The sequence below is a fragment of the Paenibacillus paeoniae genome, from assembly GCF_003388735.1.
Classification (GTDB): Bacteria; Bacillota; Bacilli; order Paenibacillales; family Paenibacillaceae; genus Pristimantibacillus; species Pristimantibacillus paeoniae.
On record NZ_QUBQ01000007.1, the window covers coordinates 23,234 to 40,891 of the forward strand.

Below are 17,658 nucleotides of genomic sequence, written 5' to 3' on the forward strand. Positions count from 1 at the left end.
AAAACCTCCTGCAGACTGACCTTCGGGCCAGATTGCAGGAGGTTTTTATCGTAGGAGCCATGCGGCGCGCTAGTATTTAATCTTTTGCTTTTAGAAGAAGCATCGCTGCCTTACAAGAATCACACTGTAGATTTAGGTGTCCTGCCGGATAGGATAATAGATCGTTCTACGAGAACTTGCATCGCATCGATCACGTCGAGCCTATAGTCCGGCCCAAGCGTAATACAAGACAGCTCGGTGCAGGCGAGGATGACGCATGAGCAGCCATGCTCTGTGCGAAGCTCATCGATTTGCACCTCCAACTCCTCCGGTGAGAAATCCATATCTCGTTTGACGTTGGAGTAGATGATCTTCATCGTCTGGGCTTGCATGGTTTCATTCGGGATATGCAGATCTATGCCGTATTTCTGGCAGGCCTTGGCGTAGACCCCGGTCTTCATAGTGCCGGAAGTAGCCAGCACTCCGACCTTAATCCCTGCGCCGTACCGATCGTGGATTAGACGGATCGTTTCTTCCACCATATGGATAATCGGTATTGAAGTCATAGCTTGCATATCGTCGTAGAAATAGTGGGACGTGTTGCACGGAATGGCGATATGTGCGACTCCTGCATGCTCCATTAGTTTCAAATCGCGGGCAACCGCATCTAAAAAGCGCTGCTCTGTTCCTTCCATGATGACTGTTGTGCGATCCGGAATGGTCGCATGATTCATTATCAACATGTCGACATGCTCCTGATCGCATTGCGCGACCGTATTCTCGATCACCTTGTCGAAGAACACAGCCGTAGCTTTCGGTCCCATGCCTCCGATTACGCCTAAGCTTTTATTCTCCATGATCAAACCTTCTTTGAAGTTGAATTAGTATGTTCGGCCATGATCTCGCCCACGATTTCTGCTTCATTGAACGGGACTTCCGTCTTGCCGATAATTTGCGTTGTTTCATGGCCTTTGCCGGCAATAAGAATGACGTCATTGGTTTGGCTCATATCAATAGCATATCGGATCGCTTCTTTGCGGTCCACGATGCCGGTATATTGTCCGCCAGCAGCTCTAACAGCAGAGGATACTTCCGCAATAATCGTGTCGGGATCCTGATCCTTCGGATTATCGGTGGTTACGACGCAGAAGTCAGCATGCTGTGCTGCAATTTTGCCCATTGACTCACGTTTGCCGCTGCCGAGCTGACCCGGGGCTGCGTAGACGCCGAATACAAGAATCAGCCGTCCTTTGGTGAACGGACGCAGTGTAGACAGCGCCTTCTCCAGACTGTCTTCCGTATGCGCAAAGTCTACGATGATCTTCCGGTCTTCATCTTGATAGACGACCTCAAGCCGCCCCTTGATGCTCTCTACGGCGTGAATACCTGCCGCGGCCAGCTCCAAATCGATGCCGCTACAATAGGCGCACGCAACAGCCGCCAAACTATTATAGACATAGATGAGTCCTGGCAAGTTGACGCGAATGTCAACGTGTCCTGCAGGCGTATGGGCAGTATACGTCGTATAGTCGGGACCATAGCGGATATCCGTTGCATAGATCGTAGCCTCATCTGTAATGCCATATGTCACAAGCTTGGTATCATAGCCGGCTACTTTCTGAGAAAGCTTGCGTCCGAATTCATCGTCCAGATTAATAAGGTTGAAATCGGTCGTCAGGTCGAAGAGCATCGACTTTGCTTCAAAATATTCTTCCATCGTCCGGTGCAGCTCCAGATGATCGGGCGTCAGATTCGTGAAGACGCCGATCTTGAATCGGGAGGCCGCCGCGCGATGCAGGCTCAGGGCATGGGAGGACACTTCCATGACGCAATCCTGTACACCCGACTCTACCATATCGGCGAACATATGCTGAAGATGAAGCGACTCTGGCGTTGTCGGCGTCGTCGATTTTGTCTTTAGTGATTGGTTGCCAACCTTAGCGCCAATGGTGCCGATTACGCCAGTCTTACGGCCGGCTTGCTCCAATATTGATTTAAGGAAATAGGTAGTGGATGTCTTGCCATTGGTGCCCGTAATGCCGATCAGGTTCAGCTTCTCGGAAGGGTGGTCGTAGAAGCGGGCTGCTAGCAGCGCAAGCGCTATTCGGGTATCGGCTGTCTTCAGCACCGTTACGGAGTCTGCCGCAGCGACGTCCTTTTCTACGACAACGGCGACAGCCCCAAGCTCTATCGCTTTTTGTATATAGTGATGTCCATCTTGCGTAAAACCGGTAACAGCAACGAACAGACTGCCCTTCGTCACTTCTCGCGAATCAAATGCAATGTCGGTAATATCAATATTCAAGTCACCTTGCAGGGTGGCACAATCAAGTTTTTCAACCAAGGAAGTCAGCAGCATGCTATCCGCCCCATTCTTATAAACTATCTTCTTCGAAATTTGCTCCATATCTTGCCCAGCGTCATCGACGCAAAGGCCAGCCCCGGCTTGGGATCGCTCCAGGACCAGATCGCATAGGCCTTCGGCCTAAGCAACGACCGGATCACTTGCCACACTGTCAGTTGCTTGGTCTTTATGTAGTCGCGAATCGCCAGCATATCCTCATAGCTGTACCAGAACACTCGGTTCATATCTTTCGTAATGGCATGAGGCTCTACGGGGGTGCCTGTCATCTCCCGATAAGTCACATAAGGGAAGTTGATGCCTACTTGCCGCAACAGCTCGTTCAGATTGGTCATCCGGACATTTACTTCAATGAGATAAAAGGTCCCGGTCTCTGCATCCCTTTTGAACTCGATTTCAGCAAAACCTTTCCATCCGATGTTCTCCAGGAATGCCCCGCCAATCTGGCGAAGCTCGGGCACATATTTCTGTCCGGTATAGACGGATGCGCCGAAGTTGATTGGAAACTGCCGATACTTCTGACAGGTGACCCAATGAGTAACTTTAGCGTGTTGATTCAAATAAGCATCAAAGGTATACATATGATCATCGAATCCGGGTATAATCCGCTGCACGATGACCTCAAGTCCTGCCTCCCGCACCTTAGTCAGCGTTTTCTCCAGCTCAGCTTGATTATGCACCTTGAAGAGCTTATGGCGGAATACGGCGACGAACGAAGGCGAGTCAGCGGGCTTGACAATGCAAGGGTATTTGAGCTCCTTCTCGACCCGATCCAGAAACCCCTCATCGTCGGGACTCAAGGTCTCAGGGACGTTCATTCCATATTGTTGAGCTATACGGTGAAGCGATTCCTTGTTCATCACTTTCGTATATAAACCTTGCTCGGTTTGAGGAATGCGGTACAGCTCCCGCAGCTCCTCCAGATGCTCATCGATGACCTCTACATACGAATCGTGGCAAGGAATCAATACGGGAGGCTCCTGCTGCATACGGCCATAATTTTTCAAAAACGTGATGAAGGCGTCTTTATCCTGCTTGTAATGCGGTGAAATCAAGCGTTCCGACGTATATTTGGACAGCGCGCCATAGGCGCGTTCCTCTGAATAATCCACAGCTACGGTATGTATGCCGAATTGGCCCAAACAGCGGAGGGCACTTAAGCCGATATAATAGTTGCACCCAAGAATGACTGCTTTTGCGCACATTATGATCAACCCGCTATTCTATAGTGGTATGAAGTCATTTTACTGTATCGCTTCTTATAATACAATTGCACACCTTCAGGAGAAAGCGGGCTTGCAAGCGCATTGGGACTACAGTACTATTATATGGAACCAATAGCCTTTATTTGTCGAATAATGCCTAAAAATTGTAGTCATCCGTCGACATGTTTTTACAAACTCTTCGATTTTCACGGAGTATAATGGAACTATTGCCACATGATTACTAGATAAGGAGTGTGCCTCGAAGCGACCATGGATAAAAATCACTTGCTTAGACAGTTGCAATCGCTTCGGCAAAAGCTTCATGAGATCGCCGAAGTGCGAGGCAGTTTGACCGATCCGGCCGTCTTAGCGATCAGCGAGGAAGCGGATCAGCTTATTGTTGCGCTCCAACATATTCAGCGGACCGAGTTCGAATTAACTTCCGCACATCGAGAAAAACATAGATAAGTGTTACCGGCCGCGGAGTCGACGAAAGAACTGGGTAAGCAGCCCAGCGCATTCCGATTGAAGGACGCCGCTTGTGAGCTCCGTTTCGTGATTGAAACGGGGCTCTTGTAGTAGGTTCATGAGCGTTCCGGCACATCCTGCTTTGGGGTCTGTCGTACCGTAGACGACTCTCTTGACCCTGGACTGCACGATGGCGCCCGCACACATCGGACAAGGCTCCAGCGTGACATACAGCGTACAATCCAGCAGGCGCCATGCTTGAATCTGCTCGCAGGCATCTCTGATCGCGACCAGCTCGGCATGTGCGGTAGGGTCGAGGCTGGTTTCACGCAAATTATGACCGCGGCCAATGATTTCATCGCCGCGTACAACGACTGCTCCAATAGGTACCTCACCGATTTGCTCAGCTTTCCGGGCTTCGGCGATCGCCTCCAGCATCCAACGACGATCTTCTTCTTCTCTCTTCATGATGAACTAGACTCCTTGTTCTACTTATAGATTTATTCAACGAACAAATATTCCGTTGTTAACATACTGTTGATAAAATTGTGGATAACTAATTTGATATTCACATAATTATTCACAATCCATCCACTGCTGTGTATAACTTCTGTTGACTGTGTGAATGAAATGTGAATAGTCATTTGGATCTACGTCCAACCGATCATCTTGCAAAAAGGGTGTGTCGTTCATTGTCGATTAAGACGAAGCTGTCCCTTGTTATTTCGCTCATGCTGTTTGCTGTAGTCATTCTATACCATCTGTTAAGCGAATATTCGATGGTCAATGGAATAAAAGATTTGATGGTTGATTCCATGGAGAGCACGTCTGTCCATGCAGCCGAATACATCATGGCTTACGAGAAATCGGAAGCAGTGAATGTGGACGGTACAGCGCATGCTCCGGCTTTCCTCTTCAATATGCTTCATACCATCAATCCTGATATTAAGGAAATAACGGTATTCGAGAAAGAAACAGCTCGTGTTGTGTATGGTTCTTATACTTATCTTGATGCTAACAACGATCGGCCGTTTGTGCAAGCGTCGAGGCCGGGCAGCTATGACCTGCGTGACTTGACGTTCGAGGGTCATGAGTACTTAAGAAGCTTCTATATGAGCGAGAATCTAAGTGATAACGATTATGTTGTGAGCATGGTATACGATCGGACCAGCATTACGGCTTTGGTCGGGATGAAGCGAGACTATACACTTATGTATACCGGACTTTTTCTGCTGCTCATGATTGTGGTGATCTATTGGCTTGTCGGCCTGATGATTCGTCCGCTCAAGGATATTTTGTGGAAGGTTAATGAGGTGTCCTCCGTCAGGTTTCATAAGCCAATACAGATTAAGCGGAAGGACGAATTCGGCCTGCTCGCCCTCAAGATTAACGCCATGTCCCAGAACTTGAGTATTTATATGAGCAAGCTTCGCAAGGCATTCGAAGAAAATCGCCGGATGAAGGAACATCTGGAATCTTTCATTAATCATTCTAACGACGCGATTCATCTAATGGATCTGGAGGGCAAGGTCATCCAGGTCAATCGAGCGTTCGAGCAGTTGTTCGGCTACGAGGAGGCCGAGGTGCTGGGCAAAAAATATCCAACTACGCCGGAGACTCATCGCATGGAGAAACGCCAGATGATTGGCTTGCTCCTGGCGGGCAAGAAACTGCCGGCGCAGGAGACGCTCCGCGTCACAAAAACGGGTGAAATTATTCCTGTCAGCGTGACCGTATCGCCCATACGCGATTCCGACGGCACCATCCGGGCCTTCGCCAGCACCTGCAGGGATATGCGCAGCCGGAACCGTATGGAAGAGCTGCTAAGGCGCTCTGAGAAGCTGACGACAGTGGGGCAGCTGGCCGCAGGCGTTGCCCATGAGATTAGGAATCCGCTTACTACGCTTAGAGGCTTCCTGCAGCTGCAGCTCCAGAGCAAGGCTTTGAACTTATCCCATGTGACCCTGATGTTGTCCGAGCTGGACCGGATTAATCTGATCGTAGGTGAGTTTCTAATTTTGGCCAAGCCGCAGGCAACCAAGTTTGTAACAAAGGATGTCCGGGATGTGCTTCAGGATGTGCTGCGATTTCTAGACAGTGAAGCTCATTTGCACAATATCGTATTCCGCACAGTCATTACGGAAGAGCCTTGCTTGATCTCTTGCGAGGAGAACCAATTGAAGCAAGTGTTTATCAATCTATTGAAGAATGGAATTGAAGCGATGCCTCAAGGGGGGCCCATTCATATCTCGATACAGAAGAAAGGCAGCAGTATTGCGATCTCGATTACAGATGAAGGCGTCGGCATTCCGGAGGAGATGATCTCCAAGATCGGCGATCCTTTCTTTACGGGCAAGGAGACGGGTACGGGACTTGGTATTATGGTTAGTCAGCGGATCATTCACAGTCATCAAGGGACACTTGATATTCAGAGTCAGGTCAATGTGGGCACTTCCGTGAAGGTTACGCTGCCCGCTTTGAAAGGGGAAGGGAAGGGAGATATACTGGAATCAGAGGGTCATCGTCAAGGGAGCTGAGAAAGCGAGTGGAACGAAAGGCGGTCATTGCGGGAGCGACGGGCTTGGTTGGGGGAGAATTGGTGAAGCTGTTGCTGAGCCGTGAGGATTACAGCAAAGTAACAGTGTTGGTCCGGCGCAAGCTGCCTATTGCGCATGAACGGCTGGAGCAGCTTGTGGTCGAGTATGAGCGCTTGGAAGAGCTGCCGGGTGTCCTGTTCGAGAACAGTGATGTATACTGCGCGCTCGGAACGACAAGAAAGAAGGCCGGCTCCAAGGAGCAATTCGAACGGGTGGATTATGGCTATCCCATGGCGCTAGGACGATTGGCGAAGCGATATCATGCGGCTCGACTGCTGATTATAACGGCTATGGGCGCGGATGAAGCCTCCATCTTTTTTTACAGTAAGGTAAAAGGGAGGGTGGAGAAAGACTTGCAGCGACTTCAATTAAGTCGATTGCATATTTTCCGACCTTCTCTTATCCTGGGAGACAGGCAAGAACATCGGTTAGGAGAATCGGCGGCAGTGAAGCTCTATGCCAAGTTGCCTTTCTTGTTCGGAGGACCAAAGAGCAAATATAGGCCGATAACCGCACGCGAGATAGCGGAGGGGATGCTGCATGTAGCTCTGTTTGCGGAAGAAGCGGACGAGAGCATCCTATCATCGCATGTCATCGCGGAGCAGGCAAGACGGTTGCGCGAGAGATCTTGATCGTGTAGGATACGCTACAGCGGGGTGAATGACAGTTGAGGATCAATAAATTTATTAGTGAGACAGGATATTGCTCCCGGCGAGAGGCCGATAAGCTTGTCGAGAGCGGGAAAGTGACGATTAACGGTCTCAAAGCTGAGCTTGGCAGCCAAGCTGAGCAGGGCGATGATGTTCGAGTGAACGGCAAACGCATTGGCGCGCAGAAGCGTCATGTGTATATAGCCCTTAATAAACCAGTCGGCATAACGAGTACGACAGAACGGCATATTAGAGGAAATATCGTCGATTTCGTGGGACATGCGGAGCGAATTTTCCCTATTGGCCGACTGGACAAGGATTCAGAGGGACTCATTCTATTGACGAATGACGGCGATGTCGTGAATCCAATCTTGCGTTCCGAAGGAAAGCATGAGAAGGAATATATCGTGACGGTAGATAAGCCACTTACGGAAGCTTTTGTAAAGGGAATATCCCAAGGGGTTAAAATATTGGGCAGCATGACACTTCCATGCAAAGTGACAAGAGTGGCGGAGCGGACGTTTCGTATTATCTTGACCGAAGGCCGCAACCGGCAAATTCGCAGAATGTGCGAGGCGTTCGGTTTTCATGTCCGCCGTCTGAAGCGTGTTCGCGTCATGAATATTCGATTGGACGAGCTCCCGGTTGGCAAGTGGCGGGATTTGACGGAAGGCGAGCGCAGGGAGCTGTTCGATATGCTCCATTATACGCCGCAGTAGTGCAAGTTCGTATAGGTTCAAAAAGAGAAGAGCCGCCCGGCCTACAGCCCGGCGGCTCCTCCTATAGTTGCGAAGCATACTGCCTTCGCTATTGGGCTTTTAGCTTTTGTGGATTCGATGTATTCACATAGGTGTGAATAATGGATACTTCAACACGTCGGTTTTTGGCTTTGTTGTCAGCCGTTGTATTCTCGGCAACCGGATGATATTCCCCATATCCACTGGCAGTGAAGCGTTTCGGATCCAGATCCTGATTCTCAAGCATGATGTCCATGAAGCGAACAGCGCGCATGGAGCTGAGATCCCAGTTGGAGCGGAATTCGGCACGGTTCACCGGTGTATCATCTGTATGCCCGGCAACGATAATATCGTATTTCGGATACTGCTGGAGCATAGTCGCAATAGCTGTAGCCAGTTCCTTTGCTTCAGGTTTGACTGTAGCTTGTCCCGGCGCGAATAAGGCATTATCGCTGATTGTTATGAGCAGCTGGGACATATTCATCTGGGTTTCCAGATCGCTAGTTAGACCTTTTTTGTCGATATAGTCATCAATTTTTTTCTTCAAATCCTCAAGTTCTGCTTCCTCGCGCTTGATTAACTCTTGAAGCTCGGCATCAGAGAGCTTGCCCTCATCTTCTTTGTCTTGTTCATTTTCCTTGTCGTCGGCATCTTGATCCTTCTTGTCCGGATCGTTTCCGTTCTGGACAACGGAAGGAAGATCCAGTACGCCGCTTCCGGTGCTCAGGGCAACGCTGAAAGCCCGAGACATATCCTCAAACTTCTTCACGTCCACAGAGTTCATGGAATAGAGAACGATGAACAAAGCGAGCAGAAGGGTCAGCAGGTCAGCGTAAGGAATCAGCCAGGATTCGTCTACATGCTCTTCATGTTCCTCATGCTTGCGCTTTTTGCTCAACGTCCCCTTCCTCCTTCTCTCTCAGCTTCTTCCGCTCTGTCGGTGTTAGGAAGACGGACAACTTCTGGTTAATCGCGATGGTAGAGACGCCCGACTGGATGGATAACAAGCCCTCCAGCATCATAAGACGGATTTGAATCTCCTGTTTGGAAATCCGTTTTAGCTTATTGGCAATCGGATGCCATAATACATAACCTGTAAAGATACCGAGCAGCGTTGCAATGAATGCGCCAGCGATCGCGTGGGCAAGCTTCTCCATCTCGCTCATATCGGACAATGCAGCTACGAGACCGACGACGGCACCGAGTACACCAAGCGTAGGCGCATAGGTACCGGCTTGAGTGAAGATCAGGGCGCCTGCCTTATGGCGCTCTTCTGTAGCGGCGATATCCTCAAGCAGCACATCGCGGACAAGATCCTGATCATTGCCATCAATGATCATGCGCATTCCGTTGCGCAGGAATGAATCTTCGATTTCTTCAACACGGGCTTCAAGCGCCAGCAAGCCTTCGCGGCGCGTAATGGATGCCCACTCCATAAATTTGCTGATAAGCTCCTCGCGAGACGTAAGCTTCTGCTCGGAGAAGACGATTTTGAACAAGGCGCCAATCTTCTTCAGTTCTGCCATCGGGAATGCAATCAAAACCGAGGCTACCGTACCGAGAATGATGATCATAAAGGCTGCGGGATTTAACAAAGATGTCAGACTTGCGCCCTTGATCACCATACCGCCAAGCACAGCGATTAGACCTACCACGAGACCAATAATAGTTGAGTTCTTCATCATACACCCCGTCCATGTTATCAATAGTTTATGGTATAAGAAGACATAAGCCTGATGCGTATGCCCGTCTCATATTCACCAATCCATCTGTCCTGCGAAAACGAACTTCAGCCCTTATGGCTGGTTTGGTCGTTTTCGCTTTAAATCCAAGCTTATATGGACAATGTCTCCCATAGCGTTTTTTGGATTTCTACGCGAGACGAGCTGACGCTATTAGAATTAGCTTCGGCCGTTTACGCTGGTCTACTTCTATTTATATCGTCAAAAGGGTATTCTGAGATTATAGTAAACAAAAGTGTTCACTAAATTTAAGGAGCTGTATGTGAGATGGGAGTTCGTCACGCGCGCGAGTACGCGGATATATTGAAGGAATTGACAGTAGCAGTGGGGGAAATCGAAGGAAGCTACTCGTTCTTCGAGATGGAGCCGGAGGAATGGGCGGCACTTGCCGCAGAGGAGCGCCAAGAAGTAATGGAAGCTCTTGCGGACGATGTTTTTTTTGGGCTGGGAGAAGATCCCGTTATCGCCATTGGCGGCGGAGCCATTGCGTATAATAACAAGCATCATGTCATTGAAGTGTCACAGGGTGACAATGTAATTCAAATTATACGGTTAGTTTAAGGGGAAGCCATCACAATTGAATAGATGTTTTCATGAAGAGTCTCCAGAACATATATGGATCTGGAGACCGGGGGATGGTTGTGGAGCCGCTCTATACAGGAGCGACAGGGGTTTATGGACATGGCAGTGAAGGATCATAGATCATGCAGTGACATTCAACCTCTCCATTTGAAGTAGGCCGATCATACGTTTCATCAATGCGGAATCCTACGCTTTCATAGACGCGGATGGCACGTGTATTCCAGCTTGCAACCTCCAGATCGACCTCATTACCGGGCGACCGGCGGAGCGCTTCTTCGACGATGGTTCGAACAAGAAGCGCGCCTAATCCTTGGCCTAACCGATCGGGATGAAGCCCAAGGCCCAGTCTGGTGACATGACCTAACGGGAAAAATTGGACGTATCCGAAAAGTGAGCCACGCTCGTCCACTACAGCCCCATATTGCGTCGTACGAAGGACGGGATCGCCCAATTCGACCCCGTCCTTCTTCATGCTCTCCCATGAAGCCCAATTGTAGATATCCCATGGAGGGGCATATCGCCACTCGCATAGTTCTCGGGCATGTTCCTCGGTCATGGTCTGAATGGTCATTAACGGCTGGTTTGGTTTATAATAGAAGGTGTTATGGTTATGGTTTATCATACATTAGATTATAGCAGATGACGTCGATCGGGCGTAAGGATAGGGAGTCGGTAGTAATGAAGAAACTGCTGTGGATGGGCTGCCTCTCGTATTTGGTCATTGGTATTGCGCATGTGATCGGCGGAACGTTGCTGGAGCAATTGATTACTCATTATGGTATTACCTATAAAGATGGCGGACAATGGATCATGAACCAATTTATCGGATTTATGTTCGGTGTTCTGCTGGCTCCCGCTCTGACGAGCAGGATCGGGAAACGGGGGGCCGTCCTGGTTGCCATGGCGCTGCTTACCTTGAGCGAAGCTGCATACAGCTTGCTGTTGCCCTGGGGCTGGATGCTCGCCTTTGCTCCGATAGCCGGTATTGGCTTTGGCATGACGGAAGCGATTGTAGGTGCGACCATTATTGATCTTATGAAGGGAAAGGCGTCGGCTATGAGCCGGCTGGAGACCTTCTTCGGGATTGGTGCCCTTCTCATACCGATAACGGCAGCGCTGCTTATCCAGCAGCATGTATGGCAGCTCTCCTTTCCTATTCTTGCTGCTATGGCCGGCATTACTTTTGTTCTGTGGCTGACGATGTCTTTCGGCTGTCTGGACGATAGCTTAAGTCCGCCGCAGCGGGCGGCAGTCGGAGGAGAGGGCAGCGTTCAGCAAGCTGCCGCCATGCCGCAGTATAAGTCGCCAAATACAGGCTTGCTCGGATATGCGCCCAAGTCCATTCCTTTTCTTGCGTTAAGTGCGGCGTTTTTCTTGATCTATGTAGGCATGGAGATGAGCTTCTCGAATTATTTGCCTTCGATTCTCATCTTGCGAACAGGCATGACCGATTCAACGGCTACTGCTGCGCTCAGCTTGTTCTGGGGAACGATGGTGCTGGGTAGGCTGTTCGCCGGCATCATTGCCGATCGTATCGGCTATGCGAAATATTTGTTCATTACTACAGCAGCGGCGGCTGTCGTTTTTGTGGGGATGATCGTCTTCGAGCAGCAAGCTTTGCTGCTAGCCTTGATTGCCCTTAGCGGATTGTGCTTTTCTGGTGTCTTCGGTATCGCGCTCGTGTATGCGAATGGCTTGCTGCCGGGCATGACGGAGCGAACGACAAGCCTGCTTGTTGCACTTGGCGGCATAGGCGGGGCGGTCTTCCCTCGGTTAACGGGCTGGTTCATGGATCGCTTCTCCACGGGACCGACGCTCTATTATTTATCCGCCTTAGTTCTAGCATTGCTTGTCGTATTGGTTATGCTCATCATGACCGGACGAAGTCAGTTCAATCGGATCAAGGAAAAAGAGGTTGCCCCCACTTAATCGGGGCAACCTCTTTGCGTTAAATTATTGCTTCTCAGCAGCAATGATAAATTTCTCATATTGCGATTCGTCCAATACACGTGCAGCCGTTACATAGCGTGGCTTGTAGTAGGAAGAATCCAGCTTCTCGATAATAACGCCTTTGCTTGTAGAAGCATGAGCGAAGTTACCGTCTCCAACGTAGATGCCTACATGAGAGATTCCGCCGTTGTTTTTGCCGCTAGTGTCGAAGAATACCAGATCGCCTGGTTGAAGGTCGGCTTTCGCGACTTTCGTACCAGCGTTAGCTTGGTCCGCTGATCTGCGAGGCAAGTCAATGCCCATCTTATTGAACACATAGCTTGTAAATCCGGAACAATCAAAACCCTTTGTCGTTGTTCCGCCGTAGGAATAACGGGTTCCGATCAATTCCTCAATGATGCCATCCATCTTGATCGCGCTTGCAAGGGCGCTTCCAGCCTGGAAAGCGAGCATAAGTACAAGGCCCGCCAAGATGACGCTTACTTTCTTCTTCAACTTGGTGAAGCTCCTTCCGGTGCCGACGAGGTTAGCTGTGGGGTTCGGTTGAAGGTTCCCTATGATCTCTCAGGCGCCCGGTGTGCCGTGCGTCAAGATCAATTCACCCAAAGTGGTTCCCCCGTTTCCCTAGCGGGAATTAGGCAATTTTGTTTTCACATCTTTAACCAATATAATAAATGGAAACTGTAGATTCGTGTTGAAAATGAGTAGATTTTAATAATACAAATCGAGATATACACGATAGCACAATTCGGGCAGACAAAAATATAGACATATACATCATTTCAGTCAAGCTCTGACACCTAATCTGGCGTGTAATTTCAATGATTTTTGTGTATTATAAATAGAAAACTATTTAACGGGAAAGGTTGGTCGTGATGGAGAGTGCTGTGGAACCTAATAAGACATCATCCTCGAACTTTATTAAAAATATTGTTGTAGAAGATTTGAAGAGCGGCCGAGTGCAGGAAGTTATTACTCGTTTTCCGCCGGAGCCTAACGGCTATTTGCATATCGGACATGCGAAGTCGATCTGCCTGAATTTTGAGCTCGCCGACGAGTTCAAGGGCAAGACGAATCTGCGGTTTGACGATACGAATCCGGCGAAGGAAGATACGGAATTCGTAGATGCGATTAAGGAAGATGTGCAATGGCTCGGATTTCAATGGGATGAGCTGCGATTCGCTTCCGATTATTTCGAAGAACTGTATAATCGCGCCGTTCTGCTTATTAAGAAAGGCAAAGCCTATGTATGCGATCTGTCCGCGGAGCAAACTCGCGAGATGAGAGGAACGCTCACGGAACCTGGCAAGGAGAGCCCTTTCCGCGATCGCAGCGTGGAGGAGAATCTGGATTTGTTCGCGCGCATGCGCGCTGGCGAGTTCAAGGAAGGCGAGCGGGTCCTTCGGGCCAAGATCGATATGGCATCCCCGAATATTACGTTGCGCGATCCGGTTCTGTACCGTATTTCTCATGCGCACCATCATCGCACAGGCAACGAGTGGCATATCTATCCGATGTATGACTATGCACATCCGCTGAGCGACGCCATTGAAGGTGTCACGCATTCCATCTGTACGCTTGAATTCGAAGATCATCGTCCGTTGTATGACTGGGCCATTGCAGAATGCGAGATGGATTCGCAGCCGCGTCAATACGAATTCGCTCGTCTTAATATAACGAATACGGTGATGAGCAAGCGCTATTTGAAACAGCTGGTGGACGAAGGTGCCGTAGAAGGCTGGGACGATCCTCGTATGCCAACGATTAGCGGTATGCGCCGGAAGGGCTTTACAGCCGAGGCTATTCGCACATTCTGTCGGGAGATTGGCGTAGCGAAGAGCAATAGCATCGTGGATGAGCGGAACCTGGAGCATTTTATCCGGGAGGATCTGAAGCTGAAGGCGCTTCGTACGATGGCGGTGCTTCGCCCGCTAAAGGTCGTCATCACGAATTACCCGGAAGGTCAGACGGAGCTTCTGGATGCAGAGAATAATGCGGAGAATGAAGCTATGGGGACCCGCCAAATTCCGTTCTCCCGCGAAATCTATATCGAGCGCGACGACTTTATGGAGAATCCGCCGAACAAATACTTCCGTTTGTTCCCTGGTAATGAAGTGCGTCTGAAGCATGCTTATTTCATTACTTGTCAAGATGTGATCAAGGATGAGAACGGCGAGGTTGTGGAGCTGCACTGCACGTATGACCCGGAGACCAAGAGCGGCAGTGGCTTCAATGCGCGCAAGGTAAAGGGGACTATTCACTGGGTGGAAGCTTCTCAAGCCATTCCGGCAGAATTCCGCTTGTTCGAGCCGTTGATTGCAGATGAGTCCAAAGAAGAGAACACGTCGTTCCTGGAGCGGATTAATCCGAATTCCCTCCAAGTGGAGCAAGGTTTTGTAGAACCGGGCATGAAAGAGGCGGAGGGCGGCGACAAGTTTCAATTTTTCCGCCACGGCTACTTTAATGTAGATCCGAAGGTTTCCACATCCCAGAAGCTCATTATTAACCGTATCGTTTCGTTGAAGAGCTCATTCGATCCTGCCAAGGCCTAGAGGAATTCGCTTCGGTTAGGCAACAGCCTGTCAAGCCTTCCGCTTGGCAGGCTGTTGTTCGTTTGGAATGGAAGGAGCGGGAAGGATGCCGGATAAGCTTCGCCACAGCATCGTACTGGCAGGCGGTCAGAGCAGCCGAATGGGTCAGGACAAGGCGCTCCTGTTCATGGAAGGAGAAACTCTGTTAAGGCGGTTGGTCCGCAAGCTGATGGGCGTAACGGAGAATGTAACGATAGCGTCTGGCTCGGGAGACCGGACAGAGAAGTACCGCGATGTCCTCGGGGGCTTGCTCCCAGATACGAGACTTCAATTCGCAGAAGATCGTTATCGCGGAGCGGGTCCCTTGGCGGGATTGCATGCAGGCCTCTGCGCGATTCGAGAAGAAGGGTATGTGTTCGTGACGGCATGCGATATGCCGGATCTATCCGTGTCATTGCTTCAACGGCTGTTGGAAGCCAGAACAAGCGGCTCCGATGTAATCTGCACGGAAGGACAGCCCTTTCATGCCCTTTATCATTCTCGTGTGACAGCGTTATTGGAAGTAGCGTTGCAGCAGAAGAACCTGCGTGTGATGTCGTTCATCGGCGGGCTGAACGCCACGGTCTTGCCCTTAGAAGCTGCACAATCGGAGCTGTCAGATGGATTGTACAATATGAACACGCAAGAGGATTACCAACAATATTTGAATAGAATGCGGAGAGATGGATCATGAACATACCCCTCTATAACATTCATGAGGCAATGCAGGAAGACTTGCAGCGGATCGTCGAGATCTATAATTCCACGATAGAAAGCCGGACGGTAACGGCGGATTTGGAGCCTGTAACGGCAGAGAGTCGGCAAGCATGGTTTGATGCGCATACTCCAGAGAAGCATCCCATCTGGGTGGTTCGGATGGAGGATGGGGAGATTGGCGCGTGGATGAGCTTCCAGTCCTTCTATGGGCGGCCAGCTTATCAGGCTACTGCGGAGATCAGTATCTACATCGCGGAGGAACAGCGAGCCAAGGGACTTGGATCCTTCCTTGTGGAACGGGCGATCGCGGAATGTCCGAGACTGGGACTGACGACACTGCTCGGATTCGTATTTGGTCATAACGAACCAAGTTTACGGCTGCTTCGCAAATACGGGTTCATGCAATACGGTCTTCTGCCTCGAGTGGCGACACTTGATGACATAGAACGGGACCTCGTCATTATGGGACGAAGAATAGACACAGTCTAGCGGCGGTAACGAACGAAAGGGGTGATCGACGTCAAGCTGTATCGAAAAGCCTTCAGCAGACATACTGGCTTTAACGTGACGGTGACGCTGCTTGCTTTGCTATATGCCTTGATCATGCTGAATTTGTTGTTTCTGCGGAACCGTTTCATGATGGACGGCTATGCGTACAATCTTATTCCATTTGATACGATCAAGCATTATGTGGTGTATCGCGATCATTTTAACTTTGATACCTGGTTCAAAAATCTGTTCGGCAACTTGGTCTTATTCATCCCGATCGGCATGTTCCTTCCGCTGCTGAATACACGCTTTCGGAGCAGCTTGATGCTAATTGCGGCTACTGTTATCATCATTGGAATCATCGAAACAGCTCAAATGCTGCTGCGGGTCGGCAGCTTTGATATTGACGATATTATATTGAATACGGCCGGCGCTTGGATTGGTTTGATGCTGACCCGGTCATTCATGAGGAGAGAGAAGCGATGAGCAACTATTGGAGTCCGCTGGCAGGGTCGCTAGAGCCCTATGTGCCGGGCGAGCAGCCGAAGGACAAATCCTATATCAAGCTGAATACAAATGAAAATCCGTATCCGCCTTCTCCTAAGGCGATTGAAGCTATCACATCTGCTGCGAATAGCGATCTTAGGCTATACCCTGACCCTACCTGCGATATTCTGGTGAAGGAAGCCGCTCACTATTACGGGCTGACAGAGAAGCAAGTATTTGTGGGCAACGGCTCCGACGAGGTGCTGGCCTTTGCGTTCGCTGCTTTTTTTGATCCGGCGAAACCGGTCTTATTCCCCGACATTACATACAGCTTCTACAAGGTATATGCCAAAATGTTCGGTTTGCAGCCAAAGCTGATTCCGGTAGATGAGGACTTTGCGATTCCTTTGGAGCAATTCTCAGGCAACGAGGAGCACACCGGCATTATTCTGCCGAATCCGAATGCGCCTACAGCCAAGCTGTTGCCGCTCTCTGACCTAGCATCGATATTGGAGCGCAATCCGGATCGCGTCGTCATTATTGATGAGGCCTATATCGACTTTGGCGGGAAATCTGCGGTGGAGCTTATTCCGCGTCATCCCAACTTGCTTGTCATCCAGACGTTGTCCAAATCAAGGTCGCTTGCTGGACTGCGCGTAGGTATGGCTTTCGGCTCGGAGGAGCTGATCGAAGGGCTGGACCGGATCAAAAACTCATTCAATTCCTATACGCTGGACAGACTGGCACTCTATGGTGCGGTCGCCTCCCTGCAAGACGAAGCGTACTTCCGCGAGACGACGGATAAGGTCATTCAAACGCGTGAGCGAGTGGCTGGAGAGGTTGCGGGCTTAGGCTTCAAGCTGACCGATTCCAAAGCGAATTTCCTCTTCATCTCGCATCCGGCTATTGCCGCGAAGGAGTTGTTCCTGCGGCTTCGCGAGAAGGGGATACTGGTACGCTATTTTGCTTCCCCGCGCATTGATCAATATCTACGTGTAAGTATTGGAACGGACGAGGAGATGGACGCCTTCCTAACGGCTCTGAAAGAGAGTGTAGGAGAGCTGTCTTAATATCGATTTGAAGATAAAAAGGGTGCCGCTATAGCCAGCAATTGGCCAAGCGGC

The 17,658-nt window shown here is 49.9% G+C and carries 19 protein-coding genes and 1 riboswitch; of the genes, 11 read left to right on the top strand and 8 right to left on the bottom strand.

What is annotated here, in order from left to right; all coding sequences use genetic code 11:
• Positions 1-119: 119 nt before the first annotated feature.
• From cuyB to DX130_RS23415, 3 genes are read right to left on the bottom strand one after another with little or no spacing between them, the layout of a single operon-like run.
• The gene (cuyB, locus tag DX130_RS23405; RefSeq protein WP_116049515.1) at positions 120-836 is read right to left on the bottom strand and encodes a cysteate racemase; all 717 of its coding nucleotides are present in this window, start codon (positions 834-836) and stop codon (positions 120-122) included.
• 2 nt (positions 837-838) lie between these two features.
• Positions 839-2,338, bottom strand: a complete 1,500-nt coding sequence (locus DX130_RS23410; RefSeq protein WP_116049517.1) for a UDP-N-acetylmuramoyl-L-alanyl-D-glutamate--2,6-diaminopimelate ligase — start codon at positions 2,336-2,338, stop codon at positions 839-841.
• Between the two features lie 23 nt (positions 2,339-2,361).
• Positions 2,362-3,546, bottom strand: a complete 1,185-nt coding sequence (locus DX130_RS23415) for a carboxylate--amine ligase (protein ID WP_116049518.1) — start codon at positions 3,544-3,546, stop codon at positions 2,362-2,364.
• 285 nt (positions 3,547-3,831) lie between these two features.
• Here DX130_RS23415 and DX130_RS23420 point away from each other — a divergent pair, with 285 nt between their 5' ends.
• On the top strand, positions 3,832-4,014 hold the full coding sequence (locus tag DX130_RS23420; RefSeq protein ID WP_240644674.1) for an aspartyl-phosphate phosphatase Spo0E family protein: 183 nt from the start codon (positions 3,832-3,834) through the stop codon (positions 4,012-4,014).
• A 3-nt stretch (positions 4,015-4,017) separates the two neighbouring features.
• Here DX130_RS23420 and tadA read toward each other — a convergent pair whose 3' ends face one another.
• Entirely contained in the window at positions 4,018-4,482 is a 465-nt protein-coding gene (gene tadA / locus DX130_RS23425) for a tRNA adenosine(34) deaminase TadA (protein ID WP_116049522.1), read from the bottom strand.
• 224 nt (positions 4,483-4,706) lie between these two features.
• Between tadA and DX130_RS23430 the strand changes: the two genes are divergently transcribed.
• Genes DX130_RS23430 through rluF form a run of 3 tightly spaced genes read left to right on the top strand, consistent with a single transcriptional unit; the run spans position 4,707 to position 7,980 of the window.
• On the top strand, positions 4,707-6,551 hold the full coding sequence (locus DX130_RS23430; protein WP_116049523.1) for a PAS domain S-box protein: 1,845 nt from the start codon (positions 4,707-4,709) through the stop codon (positions 6,549-6,551).
• Between the two features lie 8 nt (positions 6,552-6,559).
• Positions 6,560-7,243, top strand: a complete 684-nt coding sequence (locus tag DX130_RS23435; protein ID WP_165861430.1) for an NAD(P)H-binding protein — start codon at positions 6,560-6,562, stop codon at positions 7,241-7,243.
• 35 nt (positions 7,244-7,278) lie between these two features.
• Entirely contained in the window at positions 7,279-7,980 is a 702-nt protein-coding gene (gene rluF / locus DX130_RS23440) for a 23S rRNA pseudouridine(2604) synthase RluF (RefSeq protein WP_116049527.1), read from the top strand.
• A gap of 88 nt (positions 7,981-8,068) precedes the next feature.
• On the opposite strand, the gene DX130_RS23445 is transcribed toward rluF, so the two are convergent.
• Together DX130_RS23445 and motA are read right to left on the bottom strand one after the other, a co-directional pair.
• A complete protein-coding gene (locus DX130_RS23445; RefSeq protein WP_116049528.1) occupies positions 8,069-8,896 on the bottom strand; it encodes a flagellar motor protein MotB in 828 nt (275 codons plus the stop codon).
• Positions 8,874-9,680, bottom strand: coding sequence for a flagellar motor stator protein MotA (gene motA, locus DX130_RS23450; protein ID WP_116049773.1), 807 nt, complete (start codon positions 9,678-9,680; stop codon positions 8,874-8,876). The genes DX130_RS23445 and motA overlap by 23 nt, the downstream gene beginning before the upstream one ends.
• Before the next feature lie 327 nt (positions 9,681-10,007).
• Between motA and DX130_RS23455 the strand changes: the two genes are divergently transcribed.
• Positions 10,008-10,301 carry a hypothetical protein gene (locus DX130_RS23455; protein WP_116049530.1) on the top strand — a complete coding sequence of 98 codons (294 nt, stop codon included), beginning with the start codon at positions 10,008-10,010 and terminating at the stop codon, positions 10,299-10,301.
• Between the two features lie 112 nt (positions 10,302-10,413).
• Here DX130_RS23455 and DX130_RS23460 read toward each other — a convergent pair whose 3' ends face one another.
• Entirely contained in the window at positions 10,414-10,944 is a 531-nt protein-coding gene (locus DX130_RS23460) for a GNAT family N-acetyltransferase (RefSeq protein ID WP_338068659.1), read from the bottom strand.
• A gap of 56 nt (positions 10,945-11,000) precedes the next feature.
• Here DX130_RS23460 and DX130_RS23465 point away from each other — a divergent pair, with 56 nt between their 5' ends.
• Positions 11,001-12,251, top strand: coding sequence for an MFS transporter (locus DX130_RS23465; protein WP_116049533.1), 1,251 nt, complete (start codon positions 11,001-11,003; stop codon positions 12,249-12,251).
• Positions 12,252-12,275: 24 nt separating this feature from the next.
• On the opposite strand, the gene DX130_RS23470 is transcribed toward DX130_RS23465, so the two are convergent.
• Entirely contained in the window at positions 12,276-12,767 is a 492-nt protein-coding gene (locus tag DX130_RS23470) for a C40 family peptidase (protein ID WP_116049535.1), read from the bottom strand.
• A 5-nt stretch (positions 12,768-12,772) separates the two neighbouring features.
• Positions 12,773-12,923: riboswitch (cyclic di-AMP (ydaO/yuaA leader) on the bottom strand.
• A 224-nt stretch (positions 12,924-13,147) separates the two neighbouring features.
• Here DX130_RS23470 and DX130_RS23475 point away from each other — a divergent pair.
• The 5 genes from DX130_RS23475 to hisC all read left to right on the top strand — a co-directional run bounded on the left by DX130_RS23475 (position 13,148) and on the right by hisC (position 17,604).
• A complete protein-coding gene (locus DX130_RS23475) occupies positions 13,148-14,824 on the top strand; it encodes a glutamine--tRNA ligase/YqeY domain fusion protein (RefSeq protein WP_116049536.1) in 1,677 nt (558 codons plus the stop codon).
• Positions 14,825-14,909: 85 nt separating this feature from the next.
• Positions 14,910-15,536: a molybdenum cofactor guanylyltransferase gene (mobA, locus tag DX130_RS23480; protein WP_165861431.1), complete on the top strand. Its 627-nt coding sequence runs from the start codon at positions 14,910-14,912 to the stop codon at positions 15,534-15,536.
• Positions 15,533-16,048 carry a GNAT family N-acetyltransferase gene (locus tag DX130_RS23485; RefSeq protein ID WP_116049540.1) on the top strand — a complete coding sequence of 172 codons (516 nt, stop codon included), beginning with the start codon at positions 15,533-15,535 and terminating at the stop codon, positions 16,046-16,048. Before mobA ends, DX130_RS23485 begins: the two co-directional genes overlap by 4 nt.
• 21 nt (positions 16,049-16,069) lie before the next feature.
• Positions 16,070-16,534 (top strand): VanZ family protein, encoded by a 465-nt coding sequence (locus DX130_RS23490; RefSeq protein ID WP_116049542.1) that lies wholly within the window; start codon positions 16,070-16,072, stop codon positions 16,532-16,534.
• Positions 16,531-17,604, top strand: coding sequence for a histidinol-phosphate transaminase (gene hisC / locus DX130_RS23495; RefSeq protein ID WP_116049543.1), 1,074 nt, complete (start codon positions 16,531-16,533; stop codon positions 17,602-17,604). Before DX130_RS23490 ends, hisC begins: the two co-directional genes overlap by 4 nt.
• Positions 17,605-17,658: the final 54 nt, after the last annotated feature.